Below are 18,977 nucleotides of genomic sequence, written 5' to 3'. Positions count from 1 at the left end.
ACAATAAAACATTTTATTTTTAAGTACAGAAAAAATAATTGATTTTACGTTTAACTTCTAAAATATCGATTTTCTGCTTTCCATTTTGCGTCATCCAATGAATACTCTGCCCCCTTTTCAATCCAAGTAAAGCAGAGCCAATTGGCGCGAATACAGATATTCCATCGGGGTATTTATTCATATCAAAAGGCAAGCACAATGTTTTTGTAAAACACTTTTCACTTTTAAATATTTTAAAAGTAACTTGAGAACCAATAGATATGACATCCTTAGGCATATCCTTTGTCTTAACTACGTTAGCTCGAGCAAGTTCATCTTCTAATGCATCATACATTTCTTCAGGCAAATCAACCTCTTCCAGTTGCTTTTCAATCTCTCTCAAATCTTCATAAGAAATTGTAATGTCAGGTTTACTTTGCATAACATCCTCCTTCAAATTATCCCAAAGAAAATAAAATTTATGCACAGGCACAAACCTTCCCTTTGATAATTCATTCAAAGTTAAAATTACAACATTTATAAATGATAGTAAGTCAGCGAAGTGACAAATAGAGCGTGTTATTTTTTACAATAACAAGGAGCAGCCGAACGTAATGCTACGTTCGGCTTAATTGGGTAGGGTGAGTAAAATACTCTTAATTAATTTGCAGTATTTAAACATAATGTCCTCAAAGTCATTATTAGATATTAATGTTTGTAAAAAAAATAACAACCTATACACACAATTTTTTATACTGAATTAGCACGCTTTACAGTATTTAATTTTGCTAATAGCAAATTAACCAAGACATATCACTGATGATTATCCTCTAACCTAGTAGAATCGCGGCGATCCATACAAATTAATTCGTTAACAAACAATGTCTTTGTAGGTTGCCGACGCAATGAATGGATTTGTCTGATTTATATCAACACCTCTATCTCACTATCGGCGTATGTTGTCAGCATAAAAAGAGGTGCAAATATGTCTGATAATAAACTCCTCATGTTGTTAAAAATTATGATGTTTACTGGCATCAGCTTGATTTTGCTTGGCATTTGGTGTCATACCGTAAGTGATACCATAGCATCCATGGGTGTTACCGGCATTGTTATCAGTGCATGTTTGGTTGCCGTTGGTATGATCTTGTCGCTACCGACGAAAATGTACATCACCTTTTTACTGGTCAAAATGGAAGAGGAACATAGAAAAAAGCAGGAAAAAGGGTAATTCACGCAATAGCAAAAGGATTATCACCGCAAAATGATGATAAAGATAACAATTTAGGCTTAACAATTGCCTAGTCAATGCGATAACCTGTCAACCTCTCTCATTTAAGATAGATGCTGTAATGAAACCTGTAGAACGCTCTCATAAACTGGATAATGTATGCTATGACATCCGGGGGCCAATTGCGGCGCAAGCACGCAAGATGGAAGATGAGGGTCACCGCATACTCAAATTAAACATTGGTAACCCCGCGCCTTTTGGCTTTGAAGCTCCTGACGACATTCTTAAAGATGTGATCCATAACCTTCCCACTTCTCAAGGTTATTCAGATTCATCGGGTATTTACGCTGCTCGAGTGGCGGTCATGCAGTATTATCAGCAAATGAATATCGCCGATATACGCATTAACGATATTTTTATTGGTAATGGCGTTAGCGAAATGATCATGATGGCCATGCAGGCACTTTTGAATATGGGCGATGAAGTCTTGCTCCCTAGCCCTGACTACCCACTGTGGACGGCTGCGGTCAGTCTGTCTTCGGGGACGCCTGTGCATTATCGCTGCGATGAACAAGCCGATTGGTTCCCCGATATTGATGATATAAAAAGTAAAATAAACAGCAAAACTCGGGCAATTGTGCTGATTAACCCCAACAACCCTACAGGCGCCGTGTACGATAAAACCTTATTACAGCAAATTGTGGATGTGGCTAAAGAGCATGGTCTTGTTATTTTCTCTGACGAAATTTACGACAAGATCCTTTACGATGGGTACAAGCATACTTGTATCGCATCGTTAACCGACGATGTGTTTTGCGTAACCTTAGGCGGATTATCCAAAAACTATCGTGTAGCCGGTTTTCGTGCTGGTTGGTTGGTGGTAAGCGGCAATAAACGTATCGCAAAAGACTATATTGAAGGCTTAAATATGCTCGCCTCAATGAGGATGTGTGCCAATGTGCCTTGTCAAAGTGCTATCCAGACCGCATTAGGGGGCTATCAGAGCATAAATGATTTGGTTACCGATGGCGGCAGACTCAAACAACAGCGAGATGTTGCCGCTGATATGCTAAACAGCATACCGGGGATTCACTGTGTTAAACCGAAAGGAGCAATGTATTGTTTTGCTCGCGTTGACGCCAGCAAATTTAATATAACCAGTGATGAGCAGATGATCTTTGATTTACTGAACGAAGAGAAAATACTTTTGGTTCATGGCCGCGCCTTTAATTTGAATGAAGGATGTTACTTCAGGTTAGTATTCCTTCCTCACGTGGATATTTTAAAACCGGCGCTTTCCCGTATCGGCAATTTTTTTCAATATTACAACCAACATGATTAGCGGACTTGTTTCACCAGCATATAGGTTAGGTTTATGACCCGTTCCAAAAGCACATTCCTTGCTTGGATCTTACGTATGCCTCTTATTAAGCGATGGGCACTGATGCACACGGTTAAGCGTGAGAATATCGCGGAACATTCTCACCAAGTGGCCGTCATCGCCCATTTGCTAGCCGTTATCCGTAATGAATACTTTTCTGGCACATTAGATCCCCACAAGGCAGCGACCCTCGCGTTGTATCATGAAGTCTCTGAGACAAAGTTGTCAGATATTAACCATGTGACCAAATACCATAACCCGCAAATCACTCGAGAGTTTAAAAAGCTGGAAGAAATTTCCGAACGAGAGTGCCTTTCGTCACTGCCTGAACCGTTACAAAAGCACTTTGCCAGCTTACTGGTACAGTCTAATGTTGAGCCCGAGTATAAAACACTGGTGAAAGCCGCTGATCTTATTTCTGCTTATTTGAAGGCATGTGACGAGATCCAGCTCGGTAACAGAGAGTTCGTGCCTGTTAAACATCGCTTAGACAACATGCTCGCACAATTTAAAGACACCATGCCCGAAGTACAGTATCTATTCGATACATTTGCTGATAACTGTCTTGTCAGTGTGGATGAACTGTCCCAGCAGGACACTTAAAATAGAGAGAAAGCCGTGGATAACGCCCTAAGTGATTTCGACCTGTCCGCTTGGCATGCCAGACGCTTACCCCGTAATCAAAGTCGAGATGGTGATCATCGAAATCCCTATCAACGAGACAAAGCTCGGGTACTTCATTCCGCGGCATTTCGCCGCCTACAAGCAAAAACCCAAGTACTAGGCGCAGGATTAAGCGATTTTTATCGTACCCGCTTAACCCATTCATTAGAAGCAGCGCAAATCGGTACCGGTATTACGGCCCAACTACAAAACAAATATCCCGATGAAACCCATCGACTGCAACTAGATGCCAATCTTATCGAAACCTTGTGTTTAGCCCATGACATCGGTCATCCTCCATTTGGTCACGGTGGCGAAATTGCCCTTAATTATATGATGCATGAGCACGGTGGTTTTGAGGGAAATGCACAAACATTCCGTATAATCTGTCTATTAGAGCCTTATACTCAAGATCATGGAATGAACCTGTGTCGTCGTAGTGTGCTTGGTTTGGTTAAATACCCTAATTTTATCGATACATTAACTAACCCAGCATGTATTGGTGCTCGTCCGGCTTCCCCTAGGCAACTACAAGCGGCTCATTGGCACCCACCTAAAGGGTTGTATCGGTGTGATGAAGGGTTGTTTAACTGGTTGCTTAGCCCGCTAAATAGCGCGGATAACGAACAGTTTAGGCAATATCAGCAAGTTGAAGGCAAACACAGTAAAACCCGCTACAAATCTTTTGATTGTTCGATAATGGAACTGGCCGATGACATTGCGTATGGTATTCATGATCTTGAAGATGCCATTGTAATGAAAATGGTGAGCAAACAAGACTTTGCCACTGCCATTACCGCAGTGTTACTTGACAGTGCTGTGCCCTGGCTTTCGGACGCCATTGAATCACTGACCGAACGGTTGTTTAGCGACCAGCATCACGAACGTAAAAATGCCATTGGCGCCTTGGTAAACTGCTTTATTACCGCAATTACTATTGAAGAGGATCCCCGCTTTACTCATCCTCTTTTCCGCTATCAGGCCGTTATGCCTAGCGAGCACTATCACGCTCTTGGTCTGTTTAAAGATTTTGTCTTGCAAAAGGTCATCAAAAAGCCCGAAGTGCAGTTACTCGAATACAAAGGCCAACAGATTGTTATGGAGCTTTTTGAAGCTTTCAGTGCTGAGCCACAACGATTATTACCGGAAAATACCCGTATCCGTTGGCAACGAGCCCAACAGCAGGGTAACGGTTATCGGGTAATTGCCGATTATATCTCCGGTATGACGGATGAGTTCGCGGCGAGGTTGTACGCCACGTTGTTCACACCTAAACACACCACCCACTTTGATGGATTGATCTAATAAAAAAATAAAGCACTTGTCGTACCCAGCTTCCAGTGCGTGCCCTTGACAAGGCCTCCTATTGTAAATACTCTTTACAATAGGAGTTACGTTATAACATCTTATAAGTATTGTATGGATACAATAAATTCAATATTTTCTGCTATTTCTACAGTTTACGCCAAGTTTTCATAGTTAAGATTAATTCTCCTTTCGCTTCTGCCAATCTCTGGTACTAGATACTCGTTTTGGCGGAATGAATTCATATTCAATTAAAGGCTTTTCAAGCTAACCATGAACTCACATATTAATCGGTTCCTCGTTTTTTCCCTTAGTGTTTTAGCAACCTCAACAACAGCTCAAACGGTTTCGTCAGAAACAAATGAAGCAGCAAAAGAAGAAATTGAAAATATTGTGGTTACAGGCACCCGTTTTGGCCATCGTTTCGCTGCCGATTCCCCTTCCCCCATAGATTCACTTTCAAGAGAAGACCTGTTTGCAGGTGGTGCGATTGAGTTACAAAACATGTTACGGGTTGCAGTGCCAAGTTTTAATACCGCGAGACCGGTAACATCTGGCGTCGCTGATTTTCTGCAATCTCCCACGTTACGAGGCTTATCCACAGGTCAAACACTTGTGCTGGTCAACGGGATTCGCCGCCACACAAATAGCGATTTAAATGTGGGTAACCAAATGGGCAGAGGGGATGTTGCTTATAATTTTAATGCCATTCCTAGTATTGCGTTAAAGCGGGTTGAAATATTGCGAGATGGGGCATCAGCCCAATACGGATCTGACGCCGTGGCTGGCATTATTAATCTTATTTTAGATGATTCTATTGGCGGTGAGTTTACCGCTTTCACAGGGCTAACAAGTGAAGGCGACGGTGAAAAAACCAGTATTAGTGTGGGTTATGGCTGGCAATTAGGTAATGACGGTTTTGTTCGCTTTAGTGGGCAATTCGACAAGCAAGAATTTAGTGATCGATCGCGCTTAGATACCCGCCAACAATATTTTGGTCACGGAGGTACCACTGCTATTTCCAGCGATTATGGCTCTGGCATCGGACTGACGCCATCAAATGGAGAGCTGGATCCTAGAGAACAAACTATTGATAGAAATACCTTTATTTTTGGCCAGCCCGAACGAGACAGTTATAACCTGTTTGTTAACACAAGCCTGCAACTTAGCGACGGGATTGAACTATACGGTTTTACCGGCTATAGCAATTTGTCCGGTAAAAACCCAAACTTTTTTCGCCGCGCGGGACAAGATCAAACCATCAGATCTCTTCACCCTGATGGATTCATCCCATTCCAGAACATCGATCTAATTGATTTTTCTGCTTCCGCAGGTTTACGTGGACAAGACATGCTTGGCTTTGCATGGGATTTATCCACTGTTTTTGGTAGTAGTAAAACCGACCTGGCCTACTCAAATTCAAATAACGTATCGTTAGGTTTAGATAGTCCTACTCACTTCGAGCGTGGTGGCACTCGGCTACGACAATGGACCACTAAGTTAGATTTAACCCGGCAAATCAATTTGCGTAACGAAACCCCTATCAATGTTGCGTTTGGTGTTGAATATAGAAGCGAAAATTTCAAAGCGGTTGAAGGCGAACCGGCCTCCTATAGCTATGGCGGCATCCCTATATTAGATGGCCCGAATGCCGGTAATGTAGCACCTGCAGGCGCCCAACCGGCAGGAGGCACCTCTATGGATGAAACCGTTGATGAAGGACGCCATAATGTAGCCCTGTACGTAGAAATAGAAAAAGAATGGCATGATAGGTTTCTTGTTTCCATGGCTGGGCGATATGAAGATTATTCAGACTTTGGTTCCAGCACAGACTATAAAATTTCTACACGTTACTCTCTTACTGACGCCATTAATTTAAGAGCCACGGTGGGATCTTCTTTTCGAGCACCAGCATTACCACAGCAGTTTTTTCAGCGAGCAGAAGTAAGCTTTGCCACCGGATTGCCTGTTTTGACCCGTATTGTTTCCACTAACTCTGATCTTGCGCCATTAATTGGGGCCGCTCCCCTTAAAGCAGAAACCGCCAATAATCTTTCATTCGGGGCCACCTATAACGTCGGGGCATTTACCGCGTCAATAGATGCTTATCAAATCTCTTTAGACGATAGAATTGTTCTTTCCTCTCAATTCAGTGGCACAGGGCTCACCGATACGTTAAGGGACAATGGCTTTGGCGAAACACAAGCGGTGTCGTTTTTAACCAATGCTGTAGATACCACCACAAAGGGTATTGATTTAAATGCGAGCTACGTATCTGCCTTTTTAGGCGGTACATTACGTTCTAATTTGGCGGCTAACTTTTCCGATACTAAATTCGATCGTATCGGGCAAACTCCTGATGTATTACAAAACTTAGGGGTGACCACTGAGGTGTTTGATTTACGCTCTCAAATACGGCTAAAAGACGGTACGCCCCAATCAAAAATAGCCCTTAATTTTAAGTGGAGTATAGGTGACTGGGCGGTCGACCTGACCAACACCCGTTATGGCGAAGTTTCGCAAGCGGATCTATCGGATCGCACCCTAGCCCAAGCCGATGCTCTTGTGTCAGGGTTTAACACAACGTTAGTACCACGAGAAAACTCAGATAATGTGGATATCATCGAGACCTTTGGCGCCAAAATCGTTACCGATTTAAGTGTGGCTTATGCTTTAAATAAAAATACAACTGTCATACTGGGGGCTGACAATATTTTTGATGTTTATCCCGATGAACAAGTGGCAACCACGGTAGAAAGTACACTCGCAGGTACAAGAGGCTCAGATAACACAGGAATATTCCCGTACTCCTATCTTTCCCCTTTCGGCGTTGCCGGAACCTTTTTCTACGGCTCACTGCGTGTTTCATTTTAGCGCGCCTTTCATCTCTTTTTTGTAACAGGATAAAATCATGAACTCTCGCAGACATTTTCTTAAATTATCAGCAAGTTTAAGTACTGTTTCATTAACTGGCCTAGCCACGGCAAATACCATCACTCAGGGTATTCCTGATCCCTCAAAATCTAGTTTCGATTTGGCCAGAGATGAAAACCATTGGCAACAAATACGGGCGTTGTTTCCGGTACAAGATGAACTTATTAATTTAGAGCATGGTTACTGGGGAAAAATGGCAACGGTGGTAGAAGATGCCCTTGCAACCAATACTCACAGAATTAATAAAGAGTTGTCTTGGTACGCCAGAACCCAATACAAATCGGATTTCTTAGCGGCGAGAAAGTCTGTCGCTAGTGCACTAAACGCCAACGTCAATGAACTAATGTTAACCAGAAATGCCACCGAGTCCTTTGTTAACCTTATTACCCAGTATAAGGGATTAGAAAGTACAGATGCCATATTGTGGGCGGATTCAGATTACCCCAGCTTTCAAAAAATGATGGCGTGGTTAGCCAAAGAACATAATGTGAAGGGTCATAAGATTACGCTTCCGGCAGCGGGCACCCATGAAGATTATATCAATGTATATAAGCAGGCGTTTGATCGCATGCCAAACCTGAAGTTAATGCTACTAACCCATGTAAGCAATCAGCACGGACTGGTGCTTCCCGTTAAGGCGATATCGGAAATGGCAAAGGCACGAGGAATTCAGGTAATTTGCGACTGTGCGCAATCTTGGGGGTTGCTCGACTTTACCGTGGACGACATTGGCGCTGACTGGGCAGTGTTTAACTTGCATAAATGGATTGGTTCTCCCGTGGGTGTGGGTGCGTTATACATGCGCACCGGTACAATGGCGCCGGTTAGTCCTTTTCCAGGCGAAGATCCTAACGATGAAGATGTTGCCAATAGAGTGCACCTAGCCACCTCAGATTTCGCCGCCTTTATAACCGTGCCCAAAGCCCTAGCCGTTCATCAGGCAATTGGCGGTAGCAACAAAGAAGCGCGATTAACCTATTTAAGAGACAGTTGGGTAAATGAGGTTCAACAATTACCCCAAGTAGAAATTCTTGGCGCCAAAGAAACCGATAACGCGTCTGGCATGGGCGGCTTCAGATTACGTCATGCTACGTCAAAAGAAGCGGTATCTCAGCTTCAAAGTAGATTGCAAAATGAGTTTGGTATTTTTACCGTACTACGAGATAGTTTAACCAGCGGTTGCTGTATACGAGTAACGCCGCAAATTTTCACCCCCATTAGCCATATTCACGCCCTCTCCGATGCGATTAAAACAATTGCTAGCACCCAGTAATTAAAATAGCGCCGTCGGCACAGGTAGTAGACGGCTTAACCTCATTTAAACGGCGTCCCATCTAACAAAGCAGGTCCCTACCGCGCTAAAACGGCGAAATCAAACAATGATTGAATCATTGGCTGAGTGGGGATTTTGCTCATATTATTTATTAGCGTGAAATTTTTTACCCCGTCATAGGGTCTGTTTAAACTAATAGAGAAATAATGCTGATGAGACAAATTATGGCTAGGCGATTTACTCCTTCTGTGGTGCTTAAAGACAACGATGTAACAGATGAAGCAATTTATCAACAACGTCGCAAGATCATCAAACAAATGGGCTTTGTTGGTGCAGGTGCGTTACTCAGTAGCCGTGCCAATGCCTTCGGCTGGTTCAGTGATGACGAAAAAGCGGAGGTGGTTAAACCTCGTCCTCTTAATTTTGAAAAAAATACCACCTGGGGTCAGGATGAAACCTTAACGCCTTACGAAAAAGTCACCCAATTTAATAACTTCTATGAATTTGGCACGGGAAAAGAAGATCCCGCCAAAAATGCACAGAATTTTAAAGTGAACCCTTGGACCCTTGCCATCGATGGCATGGTAGAAAACCCCATTACTTTAGGTTATGAGGATTTATTCTCGCAGTTCGCCCTAGAAGAAAGGATTTATCGATTACGCTGCGTGGAAGCCTGGTCGATGGTGATCCCCTGGACAGGGTTTCAATTAAGTCATTTACTTGCCAAGGCCAAACCCCTTTCTAGCGCTAAATACGTGGCATTTGAAACCTTAGATTCACCCACCCAAATGCCAGGTATTAGAAACGCCTTTGTTGGCGGCGGGCTCGATTACCCGTATATAGAAGGTTTGCGTCTTGATGAAGCAACCCATCCGCTAACCATGATGTCTGTGGGTGTTTATGGCAAAACCCTGCCCGGCCAAAACGGCGCCCCCATTCGTTTGGTTGTGCCTTGGAAGTACGGATTTAAGAGTATCAAATCCATTGTTAAAATCACCTTAACGGACAAAAAGCCGCCGACGACCTGGAATCAACTGGCTAAACAAGAATACGGCTTTTATGCCAACGTTAACCCTAATGTGGATCATCCTCGGTGGAGCCAGGCCTCAGAGCGTCGCATAACCCGTGGAGGATTATTCAAGCAAACCCGCATCCCAACGCAACTGTTTAACGGATATTCCGAAGTGGCTCCGCTTTATGCCAACATGGATTTGACGAAACAATTCTGATGAAAAAACTGTTTAATCGCCCCATTAGGATCCCGGCAAAGCAACGTATTCTCACCAAGACCCTGTTTCATCTTTTTGCCGTGGGGTATTTGGTGTGGCTATTTTACGCCGGAATAAACGATCAACTTGGTGGCGATCCGGTAGAAGCGCTACTTAACGCAACGGGAATCATGGCAATCAACTTATTGCTATTTACCCTGGCCTTATCCCCCTTAGCGCAACGGCTGCCTTGTGGCGTTCTGATCACCTATCGACGGATGAGTGGTATTTATGTCTTTGTTTATGCGTTAATGCACTTTTTAACTTACATCGGTTTTGAACTCGGTTTCGATTTTTCCCTTATCGGCAGTGAACTGCTCAAGCGACCCTATATTATGGTGGGGTTTACCGCCTTAATTATTTTACTCTTATTAACCATTACCTCTGTCAATAAAGTACGCCGCAAGATGGGACGGAAATGGCAAACCCTCCACAATTTCGTGTATCTGGCCTTAGGCCTCGCCATACTCCATTACACTTGGGCATTGAAGACGGGTTGGCAATCACCGGTATTTTACTGGATAGGCGCTATCCTGCTTGTACTCAGTCGTCAACGTATTCTGAGACTATTGAAAATAAACAGCTAATCTGTCACCCATTTAAACGCCGCTTCTACAGCGGTGTTTTTTTATGCAAAAAAGACTTGCTTCCTGTTTCATTTACAACTACTGTATATCCATACACTGTACAAACAAACAGGAATGATTATGCAAATTTCAAATAACGTCGCTCAGCTTTCATTTGCCTTTGAAGGTTCCCCGGCTTCCCTTAGTCGGCCTCGGGGTTGGTCTTATTTACTTGCAAATTCCGTCGCCTTTAAAAAAGACACGCCACACAGTATTCGTATGCAAAAACCCACCGAAGAACAAGTCCCCACATGGATAGCTAAGCTCATTACCAGTGGTCAATGTAAAACCATCTATGTTGAAAACTTAATGTTAAAAGGCCAAGACCGTGACAAGATCCGTATGTTGTGCCATCGCTATGCCGTATCTATCGTGAATTTGCAGGTGGTGAATGATGACAATGGCTATGCGTTACAAAACGTGGTGATGGGGCCTTGGTAAACCATTGCTCCGTGCATTTTTGCGGTGTACACTTTTGCCATCATTAAATGTTGTCGTCACCCATGAAATGTTACTGTAATAGCGGTCGCCCCTTCGAGACCTGTTGTCAACCTATCCTACAAGGCACAAAAAAGGCAGCAACTCCCGAAAACCTAATGCGCTCACGGTTTAGCGCTTATGCGTTATCCAACTACGATTATATTTTGGCTACCTACGCTTCGGCTCCAAGAGCCACCTTAAGCCAAAATGATCTTCGCGTATCTGCCGAGCACACCAAATGGTTAACCTTAAATATTATTGCCCTGCCTACACCACACCAGGTGGAATTTAATGCTTGGTATAGCGAAAACGGTAAACTAGGGCAGCTTCACGAAACCTCTTCATTTATACTTGAAGATGATGCATGGCGATATCACTCAGGCGACTTACACAGTGATACTGGCTATGTTAAAAAGGGGCGTAACGAGCCTTGTATTTGCCTTAGCGGTAAAAAATTCAAACAATGTTGTATGTTAAAACTCACTTCATAATTTGCTCTTCTGTGCATAATGTCACTAGTCCTAATCTATGGTTGTTCCAAAGCAGCTGTTGATCCAATCACTTCCCTTAGCCGAACAAATCCCGTCTATTCTAATTAAAGGAGTCATTTATGACGGATGTGCTTGTTATAGGTGCCAGTGGTAACGTTGGTAAAAGGGTAACCAAACAACTTCTCGACAACCAGTTTACCGTTAAGGCATTGGTCCGAGACAGCAGTAAAATCAGCGACTTAAAATGTGATGGCTTAACCATTTGTGAAAGAGATCTAGAAGAAGACTTTTCTGACGCTTTTGACGGATGCAACCAGGTGGTGTTTGCGGCCGGTTCAGGAGGCAGCACAGGCGCAGATAAAACAATACTGATCGATTTGTGGGCCGCCAGAAATGCCGTGGAATATGCTAAGCGCTCCGGCACACAACGTTTCGTTATGGTTAGTTCCGTGGGCGCCGACGCGCCTGATAACCTCCCTTCTGAAATTAAACCCTACCTTGTTGCCAAACACATGGCCGATGAACATTTGATCGCCAGTGGACTTAGATACACCATATTACGTCCCGGCACCTTGCTAGATGATAACGGGACTGGCGCCGTACAAACCGAGATGCCAGAAGATCGCGACGATGCGGTGATCCCAAGAGAAGATGTAGCAACGGCGATTCGATATGCCCTGAGCTCCCAAGGCAGCGATGATCGCATTATCCCTCTGTACAGCGGCTCCCACGCCATTAAGTCGTTTTTCTAGCCATTATTATGGTAAGCACGGCGACAAGATTAGTCGCTAAGGAATAACGGACGTGACGTGCCACTGCCCTTGTTGGTGTTGGTACAGTTCCCGATGTTGAGGATTACCTTTTAAACAAAGGTAATCCCCGCTAACCACCGCAAAGGTAATCACACAAAAGTGCGGCGGAGGATCATTGGGTTGATGATTCACTTTGAGAGGATCATTACCACTTCGCGGGGTTTTAGGGACTCCCCACAAGAATTGTTTTTTACCCGGCTCGGACATGTTGTTCCAATAGGCCCGAAGGGTGTCTCCGTGATCTTGCAAAGACATAATGGTGCTTTTTACGTCAAAGCGGTATTGTTCTCGCGTATCAGAAAAATACCAGCAAATGGCACCTTTACAGTTATGGCGTAAATCGGCAATTTTGTCGGTACGTAAATCCGACACCACAGATAACTCCCCTCGCCTTTTATCCATTGCTCGAAAAACCAAGGTTCTGTTACTCGGCGCTCCTTGATTGTTACAAGTCGCTAATTGAAAGTAGCGACTTTCTGGGCTTTGACGAGTCAGTTGCAGGCTTTTTACTAGTCTCGTCACCCAAGGAATTTCCATTTTATCGACGGGATTGGACATGATGAAACAGCGTATAAAAATTGTCAGTGGTAATGCGGGCAAGTTCGCTCACGCTAACCCCTTTAAGTTGGGCAATGAATTCTGCCACTTCAACCACAAACCCCGGTTGGTTCTCTTTGCCTCTATGCGGCACAGGCGCTAACCAAGGCGAGTCAGTTTCGATAAGGAGTTTATCTAGCGGAATGGCTTTTACCACTTCCCGTAATGACTGGGCAGAATTAAAGGTCACAATACCGGAAATGGAAATATAAAAACCAAGTTCGATGGCCGCTAGTGCCATATCCAAATCTTCAGTAAAGCAATGCAGTACCCCTTTGGTTGTGGGTGCTTTGTACTGACGTAATAAATTTAGCGTGTCCTCACGGGCATCACGAGTATGGATAATTAACGGTTTTTGTAACTCATTGGCAACTTTTATATGATCAATAAACGATGTCAGCTGCACATCCTTGGTATCGGCACTGTAAAAATAGTCTAGCCCTGTTTCCCCAACCGCAACCACACTTTCGTCTGCGGCCTTTGCAAGAAGAGTGTCATAATCACAGGCATCTTCTTGATGCAACGGATGCACGCCACAAGAGATGGAAACATCAGAAAATGGGGTCACTTTTTCTTTCATACTGTCAAAATCTTGCACCGACACGCATACGCACAAAAAATGCTCTACACCCCGTTGGCGAGCAAATGCCAGTGTTTCTGGTAAGGGCGCGTTTTTATCCGAAAGACGATCTAAATGGCAATGAGAATCTACAAACAAACTGTATACACCTGTTAAATAGTTTATTGATTAACTGAGAAAACGTCGAGTAATCCAGATAGGATCACGGTTTTATTCACCCCAGCATGTTGAAGATGTTTCTTGGCTTTTTGACAACACAAGCAAAGTTGGTAATCCTTATGACTTTGCGAGTCAATATAAAGGCGATGCGCTTCAGCTTGCAACCAAGATACCACTAACAGTGCTGAATCCTGCCATTTCGATGCCAAGTGACCGGGTAAAACCTTACCCTGCTTCAGTTCAACAAGCCCTTGGGTGAAGTCTTGGTAACTTACCTCGTCACTCCCTTCATCTAAACTGTCTCGAATCCCAAGAGGAGAATAGCCATATGCCTTGGCATAGGCATCGGTAACATCACCATACCCTTGTTGTTGCAACCATGAAAGGGTGAGAGTGGGAGCAGGAAGGCCATAGGTATGTTTTTCACACCGGCTCAAAATAGTGGGTAACAAACCGTTCTTTTTATCGGTGGTAAGAATGATAAACGTGTTTTTAGTGGGCTCTTCTAAAGTCTTAAGTAATGCGTTTGATGCTGCCTCTGTCATTGTGTCAGCATGGGGTATAATCAGCACCTTATTATTACTTAACTGTGCCGTCCCCGTTAACTTACCGATACCCTCCCGTATTTTATCAACTCCCAATTGTTTCTCAGAGGTCAATAAATAGAAATCAGGGTGACTACCGGCTTTTAAAAGCTGACAACTTTGGCACTCGCCACAGGGCCCATTCACGGTAAGTTGCCGGCATAAAATTACATGACTAAGAGATTCTGCCAATGCTTGTTTACCCAAGCCTGCGGGTCCACTCAACAATAAGGCATGATGTAGATTGCCACCTATGCTGCGTGCAACAAACTGAGAATATGGACTCGTTAGCCAAGGATAAATCATGACAATTGCACCTGTAGGGTCTCTTTCACGTCACGATGTACGTCAGCCATAGGCTGCATGGCATCGATGACAAAAACAGACTTGTCATTCTTTGCCAAGGTAAGATAACGTTCCCGAGTGCGCTGAAAAAACGCAAGCCCAGAGCGTTCAATACGATCTAATTCACCTCTTCCTCGTGCTCGCTCGAGCCCTTGCTCCGGGTCCACATCCAAGTACAAGGTAAGATGAGGTTCAAACCCTTGCAAACACAATTCTCGTAGTGGTGCGATCTTTTCAGACGGGATCCCCCGCCCTCCACCTTGATAAGCCAATGAGCTCATATCATGGCGGTCGCCGATAACCCATGTTCCTTTTGCCAGTGCCGGCTGAATTACATTAACCAACAACTGACGCCGGGCAGCGTACATCAACATTAGCTCAGTTTCTTGGGAAATCGTTTCCTGCCAATCGCCCTTTACACACTCCCGAATAGCTTCCGCCATGGGGGTACCGCCGGGTTCTCGGGTACAGATACACGGTTGACCCAATGCAGTAATAAACCCTTCTACAACATTGATGACAGAGCTTTTACCCGCCCCTTCTAAGCCTTCAATGACAATGAATTTAGCCGTCATGTTACTCTCTATTTTTAGCGCGCTGATACTGATTAACCGCACGGTTGTGCGCTTCCAGCGTAGCAGAAAACTGATGACTGCCGTCACCCTTTGATACAAAATAATACTCATCCGTTAGGGCAGGATGTAACGCCGCATTAATGGCTTCCCGTCCAGGCATGGCAATGGGCGTTGGTGGTAACCCCTTTATAACATAAGTGTTATAGGGTGTTTTTTCCCGTAAATGGGCTCGCGTGAGATTACCGTCAAATTCGTCACCAATACCGTAAATCACTGTGGGGTCGGTTTGTAAGCGCATGCCTTTGCGTAACCGATTAACAAACACCCCGGCTATTCTGGGACGTTCCGTTGCCACTGCGGTCTCTTTTTCGATAATCGAAGCCATAATCAATGCATCGTATGGACTGTCGTAGGGCAAATTATCCCCTCGGTTGGGCCAAGCTTCTTCAAGAAATATCACCATGGCTTGGTTTGCTCTAAGCAAAATATCGCTAATTCGGATCCCTGCCGAGTAATGATAAGTATCAGCAAGAAAAAGTCCCTCAGGATAAGCATCATCAGGCATACCGGATACCCGCTGAAGTTTTAAACGCCATTGGCTGGGCATCTTGCCTTGGGTATCGTCCACGAGATGGGGAGCTGCCAGCAACGTAGACAGCCATTGCTGTAGGGTTAGGCCTTCCACTAAGCTAACCGGAAACTGGTATTCGTGACCCTTTGCTAGCAAGGTAAATACCGAACGTAAGCTCATGCCTGGCCGCAATTGAAATACCCCAGCACGCACTTGGCTAACTTCAGGCTCCACTTTAAACCACAGACGACTGACTACATCAGGCACCGAGGTGATCCCTTTTGTTCGCAGATCATCAATCACTGCGATGGCAGAAGCGCCCGGGCTGACCTCATAAAGCTGAGGCTGAGCAAGATCAATAGGTGTATTAAGCTTATTGACTTGTAGCCAAATATACCCGCCAGCCACCCCGACTAGAATGAATAGTATAGCGACGCCACTATAGAAGGCTTTCATGTTCGTCCAACAATCTTGTTGCCACCTTTTGTTGTAACTCTTTGATTCGCTCTAATGAAAATGTACAGTTTCCACTGGCATCAAAAAGTGTTTTTATCGGCACAATTTGCATCAGCGAATTACACAAAAACACGCTGTCTGCGTTTAATAATTTTTTTCTTGGATAAACGGCTTCACAAACAGGTAGGTTTAACTGAGCGAAAACCGTCAACAAAAAAGCGCGAAACACACCGTTTACACCACACTGGGTAAGCAACGGTGTATGCCAGGCCCCATCAGCGTACCAAAACAGATTACTGGCACTACCTTCAATGAGGTTATCATGCATATCACAGACAATGGCGTCATCGTTGACTATATGCTGTTTAATAAGCACCTGCTCTAATCGATTAAGGTGTTTGATCCCTGCCAGTAAAGGCTGATGGCCAAGTTTCACTGGACTAAAATCTACATCAATGCCTGTTTGTTGCCACTGAGAATAAAAAGGCGGTACTTCATGGGTGGTGAGTGTTACCTGTGGTACAGGCTTAGAAGGTCTAAGATACCCTCTCCCCCCTGCGCCTGCAGACACATGGATCTTTATCACGCCGGTGTCTAATAACTTTGCTTGGGAAAATACTTCTTCTTGTAAAGTATCAATATCTAGCGAAAGCAGGAGGCGACGGCTATCATCCTGTAACCGCAATTTATGCCAATGCCATAATTGTGGTTTACCGTACTTCACCGCTAGCGTAGTAAAGAGACCATCACCGTATTGAAAGGCTCTGTCCCGGTGATTATCCGCACCCATCTTTACCTGTATCCTTGATTCTCATTTGGCAAGGAGTATACCAGTACAAATCATTAAATTCATGCCAACTACTGCCAAGTTCCCTTTTTACACCCACACAAAAAAGGCAGCCGAAGCTGCCTTTTTTCATCAAAGCTTGTACTAGATCCGTTTAAATATCAGCGAACCGTTTGTACCTCCAAAACCGAATGAATTACACAAGGCGTAATCCGCTTCAAAAGGTTTGGCGGTATGGGCCACGAAATCAAGATCACACCCTTCACCAGGGTTATCAAGGTTAATCGTAGGCGGTGCCATCTTGTCTCGCAGCGCCAATACCGTAAAAATAGCTTCTACGGAGCCGGCAGCGCCTAACAAGTGCCCTGTCATTGATTTGGTGGAACTAACCAAAACGTCGTAGGCGTGATCCTTAAAGACACGTTTAACCGCAGCCACTTCAGCCACATCTCCCGCAGGGGTAGATGTCCCATGGGCATTGACGTATCCAATTTGGCTACCATCAATGTTGCTATCTTCAAGGGCGTTGATCATTGAACGAGCCGCACCTTCACCATCTGCTGGCGGAGACGTCATATGGTAAGCATCACCACTCATACCAAAACCTGTAAGCTCTGCGTAAATGGTTGCTCCTCGGGCCACTGCGGACTCGTAGGACTCAAGCATCATTACCCCAGCGCCTTCACCCATGACAAATCCATCTCTGTCTTTATCCCAGGGACGACTTGCCGCTTGAGGCGCATCATTATTTGACGACAACGCGCGAGCGGCAGCGAAGCCAGCAATACCCAGCGGCGTGATAGACGCTTCTGCGCCCCCTGCCAGCATTGCATCAGCATCACCATAGGCAATGGTACGTGCAGCCACACCAATGTTATGCACACCGGTGGTACAAGCCGTTACAATATTAAGGTTAGGACCTTTAAGCCCTTCCATGATGGAAAGAAAGCCAGAAATCATATTGGTAATGGTGGATGGCACAAAGAAGGGGGACACCCGTTTTGGTCCACTTTTCATTAGTTTGATATGATTTTGTTCGATCTGTTCAAGGCCGCCAATGCCGGATCCAATGGCAACCCCCACACGATGCGCATTGTCATCGGTGATGGCTAATCCAGAATCCGCTAAGGCCTGCTTACCCGCTGCAATTCCCAGCTGGATAAACCGATCCATTTTTTTAGCTTCTTTCTTTTCTATATAATCTTGCGGGTCAAATTCGTCGACCTGACCGGCAAAACGAGTGGAATAGTTACTGCAGTCAAACAAGGTGATGTCACCGATACCACTTTCGCCATTCATTACGCGACGCCAGGACTCATCTACCGATGAGGCTAGCGGGGAAAGCATACCCAGACCAGTAACCACTACGCGACGTTTTGTCACAAAAAGCCCTCGTATTGGAACTATGATGGTTAGATACGAAAACGGCTCTTAACAGAGCCGTTTTCGCAAAAAGTCAATGCGCGGTTAAGCGTCTTTGTTTGCGTTGATGTAATCGATAGCAGACTGAACTGTTGTGATTTTTTCAGCTTCTTCGTCTGGAATCTCAGTATCAAACTCTTCTTCCAACGCCATTACCAGCTCGACTGTGTCGAGTGAATCTGCGCCCAAATCATCTACGAAGGAAGCTTCAGCTTTTACTTCTTCTTCTTTAACGCCCAGCTGTTCTACGATGATCTTTTTTACGCGCTCTTCAATGTTACTCATAATTCTAGGTTTCCCTTAAACGTCACTAGATAAAAAGTGTCGCTAGTTTATTTTGCAAGTCTCTGCCTTGCAAGTACCAGTTTATGTAAATCTTCTGGTCGAACCAGCGACTAACCAATTAATTTCTACAATTTTTTAACACCAACGCTTAAACAACACAAGGTTTAAGCGCA

At 44.5% G+C, this 18,977-nt stretch carries 20 protein-coding genes; 11 read left to right on the top strand and 9 right to left on the bottom strand.

Features of this window, described 5'->3' with window-relative positions; genetic code table 11:
- Nucleotides 1–19: 19 nt before the first annotated feature.
- Complete coding sequence (gene rnk, locus KO501_RS00705) at nt 20–421, bottom strand: nucleoside diphosphate kinase regulator (RefSeq protein ID WP_216027729.1); 402 nt, start codon at nt 419–421, stop codon at nt 20–22.
- A gap of 543 nt (nt 422–964) precedes the next feature.
- On the opposite strand from rnk, the gene KO501_RS00700 reads away from it, so the two are divergent.
- The 11 genes from KO501_RS00700 to KO501_RS00650 all read left to right on the top strand — a co-directional run bounded on the left by KO501_RS00700 (nt 965) and on the right by KO501_RS00650 (nt 12,383).
- A complete protein-coding gene (locus tag KO501_RS00700; protein WP_216027728.1) occupies nt 965–1,210 on the top strand; it encodes a hypothetical protein in 246 nt (81 codons plus the stop codon).
- A gap of 121 nt (nt 1,211–1,331) precedes the next feature.
- Nucleotides 1,332–2,552, top strand: a complete 1,221-nt coding sequence (locus tag KO501_RS00695) for a pyridoxal phosphate-dependent aminotransferase (protein ID WP_216027727.1) — start codon at nt 1,332–1,334, stop codon at nt 2,550–2,552.
- A gap of 33 nt (nt 2,553–2,585) precedes the next feature.
- Nucleotides 2,586–3,194: a 5'-deoxynucleotidase gene (yfbR, locus tag KO501_RS00690; protein ID WP_216027726.1), complete on the top strand. Its 609-nt coding sequence runs from the start codon at nt 2,586–2,588 to the stop codon at nt 3,192–3,194.
- A gap of 42 nt (nt 3,195–3,236) precedes the next feature.
- Nucleotides 3,237–4,559, top strand: a complete 1,323-nt coding sequence (locus tag KO501_RS00685; protein WP_252728074.1) for an anti-phage deoxyguanosine triphosphatase — start codon at nt 3,237–3,239, stop codon at nt 4,557–4,559.
- Between the two features lie 273 nt (nt 4,560–4,832).
- Nucleotides 4,833–7,433, top strand: a complete 2,601-nt coding sequence (locus KO501_RS00680) for a TonB-dependent receptor (RefSeq protein ID WP_216027724.1) — start codon at nt 4,833–4,835, stop codon at nt 7,431–7,433.
- Between the two features lie 37 nt (nt 7,434–7,470).
- Nucleotides 7,471–8,766, top strand: coding sequence for an aminotransferase class V-fold PLP-dependent enzyme (locus tag KO501_RS00675; RefSeq protein ID WP_216027723.1), 1,296 nt, complete (start codon nt 7,471–7,473; stop codon nt 8,764–8,766).
- Nucleotides 8,767–8,990: 224 nt separating this feature from the next.
- Nucleotides 8,991–9,995 carry a protein-methionine-sulfoxide reductase catalytic subunit MsrP gene (gene msrP / locus KO501_RS00670; protein ID WP_216027722.1) on the top strand — a complete coding sequence of 335 codons (1,005 nt, stop codon included), beginning with the start codon at nt 8,991–8,993 and terminating at the stop codon, nt 9,993–9,995.
- Nucleotides 9,995–10,621, top strand: a complete 627-nt coding sequence (locus KO501_RS00665; protein WP_216027721.1) for a protein-methionine-sulfoxide reductase heme-binding subunit MsrQ — start codon at nt 9,995–9,997, stop codon at nt 10,619–10,621. The genes msrP and KO501_RS00665 overlap by 1 nt, the downstream gene beginning before the upstream one ends.
- A 120-nt stretch (nt 10,622–10,741) precedes the next feature.
- Nucleotides 10,742–11,101, top strand: a complete 360-nt coding sequence (locus KO501_RS00660; protein ID WP_216027720.1) for a deoxyguanosinetriphosphate triphosphohydrolase — start codon at nt 10,742–10,744, stop codon at nt 11,099–11,101.
- Between the two features lie 47 nt (nt 11,102–11,148).
- Nucleotides 11,149–11,631, top strand: a complete 483-nt coding sequence (locus KO501_RS00655) for a YchJ family protein (RefSeq protein ID WP_354667793.1) — start codon at nt 11,149–11,151, stop codon at nt 11,629–11,631.
- Nucleotides 11,632–11,750: 119 nt separating this feature from the next.
- The gene (locus tag KO501_RS00650; RefSeq protein WP_216027718.1) at nt 11,751–12,383 is read left to right on the top strand and encodes an SDR family oxidoreductase; all 633 of its coding nucleotides are present in this window, start codon (nt 11,751–11,753) and stop codon (nt 12,381–12,383) included.
- A gap of 36 nt (nt 12,384–12,419) precedes the next feature.
- Here KO501_RS00650 and KO501_RS00645 read toward each other — a convergent pair whose 3' ends face one another.
- From KO501_RS00645 to acpP, 8 genes are all read right to left on the bottom strand, one after another.
- Nucleotides 12,420–12,965 (bottom strand): pyridoxamine 5'-phosphate oxidase family protein, encoded by a 546-nt coding sequence (locus KO501_RS00645; RefSeq protein WP_354667792.1) that lies wholly within the window; start codon nt 12,963–12,965, stop codon nt 12,420–12,422.
- A gap of 16 nt (nt 12,966–12,981) precedes the next feature.
- Nucleotides 12,982–13,758 (bottom strand): YchF/TatD family DNA exonuclease, encoded by a 777-nt coding sequence (locus tag KO501_RS00640; protein WP_216027717.1) that lies wholly within the window; start codon nt 13,756–13,758, stop codon nt 12,982–12,984.
- Between the two features lie 23 nt (nt 13,759–13,781).
- Complete coding sequence (locus KO501_RS00635) at nt 13,782–14,669, bottom strand: DNA polymerase III subunit delta' (RefSeq protein ID WP_216027716.1); 888 nt, start codon at nt 14,667–14,669, stop codon at nt 13,782–13,784.
- The gene (gene tmk / locus KO501_RS00630; RefSeq protein WP_216027715.1) at nt 14,666–15,283 is read right to left on the bottom strand and encodes a dTMP kinase; all 618 of its coding nucleotides are present in this window, start codon (nt 15,281–15,283) and stop codon (nt 14,666–14,668) included. Before tmk ends, KO501_RS00635 begins: the two co-directional genes overlap by 4 nt.
- Nucleotide 15,284: 1 nt before the next feature.
- Nucleotides 15,285–16,310 (bottom strand): endolytic transglycosylase MltG, encoded by a 1,026-nt coding sequence (gene mltG / locus KO501_RS00625; RefSeq protein ID WP_216027714.1) that lies wholly within the window; start codon nt 16,308–16,310, stop codon nt 15,285–15,287.
- On the bottom strand, nt 16,294–17,100 hold the full coding sequence (pabC, locus tag KO501_RS00620) for an aminodeoxychorismate lyase (protein WP_216027713.1): 807 nt from the start codon (nt 17,098–17,100) through the stop codon (nt 16,294–16,296). Before pabC ends, mltG begins: the two co-directional genes overlap by 17 nt.
- A 141-nt stretch (nt 17,101–17,241) precedes the next feature.
- On the bottom strand, nt 17,242–18,480 hold the full coding sequence (gene fabF / locus KO501_RS00615) for a beta-ketoacyl-ACP synthase II (protein WP_216027712.1): 1,239 nt from the start codon (nt 18,478–18,480) through the stop codon (nt 17,242–17,244).
- Nucleotides 18,481–18,564: 84 nt separating this feature from the next.
- Nucleotides 18,565–18,804: an acyl carrier protein gene (acpP, locus tag KO501_RS00610; RefSeq protein ID WP_012518211.1), complete on the bottom strand. Its 240-nt coding sequence runs from the start codon at nt 18,802–18,804 to the stop codon at nt 18,565–18,567.
- Nucleotides 18,805–18,977: the final 173 nt, after the last annotated feature.

It is taken from the genome of Alteromonas sp. C1M14 (assembly GCF_018860965.1).
GTDB lineage: Bacteria > Pseudomonadota > Gammaproteobacteria > Enterobacterales > Alteromonadaceae > Alteromonas.
This window is presented reverse-complemented; position numbering and strand designations above follow the sequence as displayed.

Coding starts and splice junctions, on each gene's coding strand:
- KO501_RS00665 (WP_216027721.1), top strand. CDS start 9,995: ATGAAAAAACTGTTTAATCGCCCCATTAGGATCCCGGCAAAGCAACGT.
- KO501_RS00660 (WP_216027720.1), top strand. CDS start 10,742: ATGCAAATTTCAAATAACGTCGCTCAGCTTTCATTTGCCTTTGAAGGT.
- KO501_RS00675 (WP_216027723.1), top strand. CDS start 7,471: ATGAACTCTCGCAGACATTTTCTTAAATTATCAGCAAGTTTAAGTACT.
- msrP (WP_216027722.1), top strand. CDS start 8,991: ATGGCTAGGCGATTTACTCCTTCTGTGGTGCTTAAAGACAACGATGTA.
- KO501_RS00655 (WP_354667793.1), top strand. CDS start 11,149: ATGTTGTCGTCACCCATGAAATGTTACTGTAATAGCGGTCGCCCCTTC.
- tmk (WP_216027715.1), bottom strand. CDS start 15,283: ATGACGGCTAAATTCATTGTCATTGAAGGCTTAGAAGGGGCGGGTAAA.
- mltG (WP_216027714.1), bottom strand. CDS start 16,310: ATGAAAGCCTTCTATAGTGGCGTCGCTATACTATTCATTCTAGTCGGG.
- acpP (WP_012518211.1), bottom strand. CDS start 18,804: ATGAGTAACATTGAAGAGCGCGTAAAAAAGATCATCGTAGAACAGCTG.
- pabC (WP_216027713.1), bottom strand. CDS start 17,100: ATGGGTGCGGATAATCACCGGGACAGAGCCTTTCAATACGGTGATGGT.
- KO501_RS00695 (WP_216027727.1), top strand. CDS start 1,332: ATGAAACCTGTAGAACGCTCTCATAAACTGGATAATGTATGCTATGAC.
- KO501_RS00700 (WP_216027728.1), top strand. CDS start 965: ATGTCTGATAATAAACTCCTCATGTTGTTAAAAATTATGATGTTTACT.
- yfbR (WP_216027726.1), top strand. CDS start 2,586: ATGACCCGTTCCAAAAGCACATTCCTTGCTTGGATCTTACGTATGCCT.
- KO501_RS00650 (WP_216027718.1), top strand. CDS start 11,751: ATGACGGATGTGCTTGTTATAGGTGCCAGTGGTAACGTTGGTAAAAGG.
- KO501_RS00680 (WP_216027724.1), top strand. CDS start 4,833: ATGAACTCACATATTAATCGGTTCCTCGTTTTTTCCCTTAGTGTTTTA.
- rnk (WP_216027729.1), bottom strand. CDS start 421: ATGCAAAGTAAACCTGACATTACAATTTCTTATGAAGATTTGAGAGAG.
- KO501_RS00635 (WP_216027716.1), bottom strand. CDS start 14,669: ATGATTTATCCTTGGCTAACGAGTCCATATTCTCAGTTTGTTGCACGC.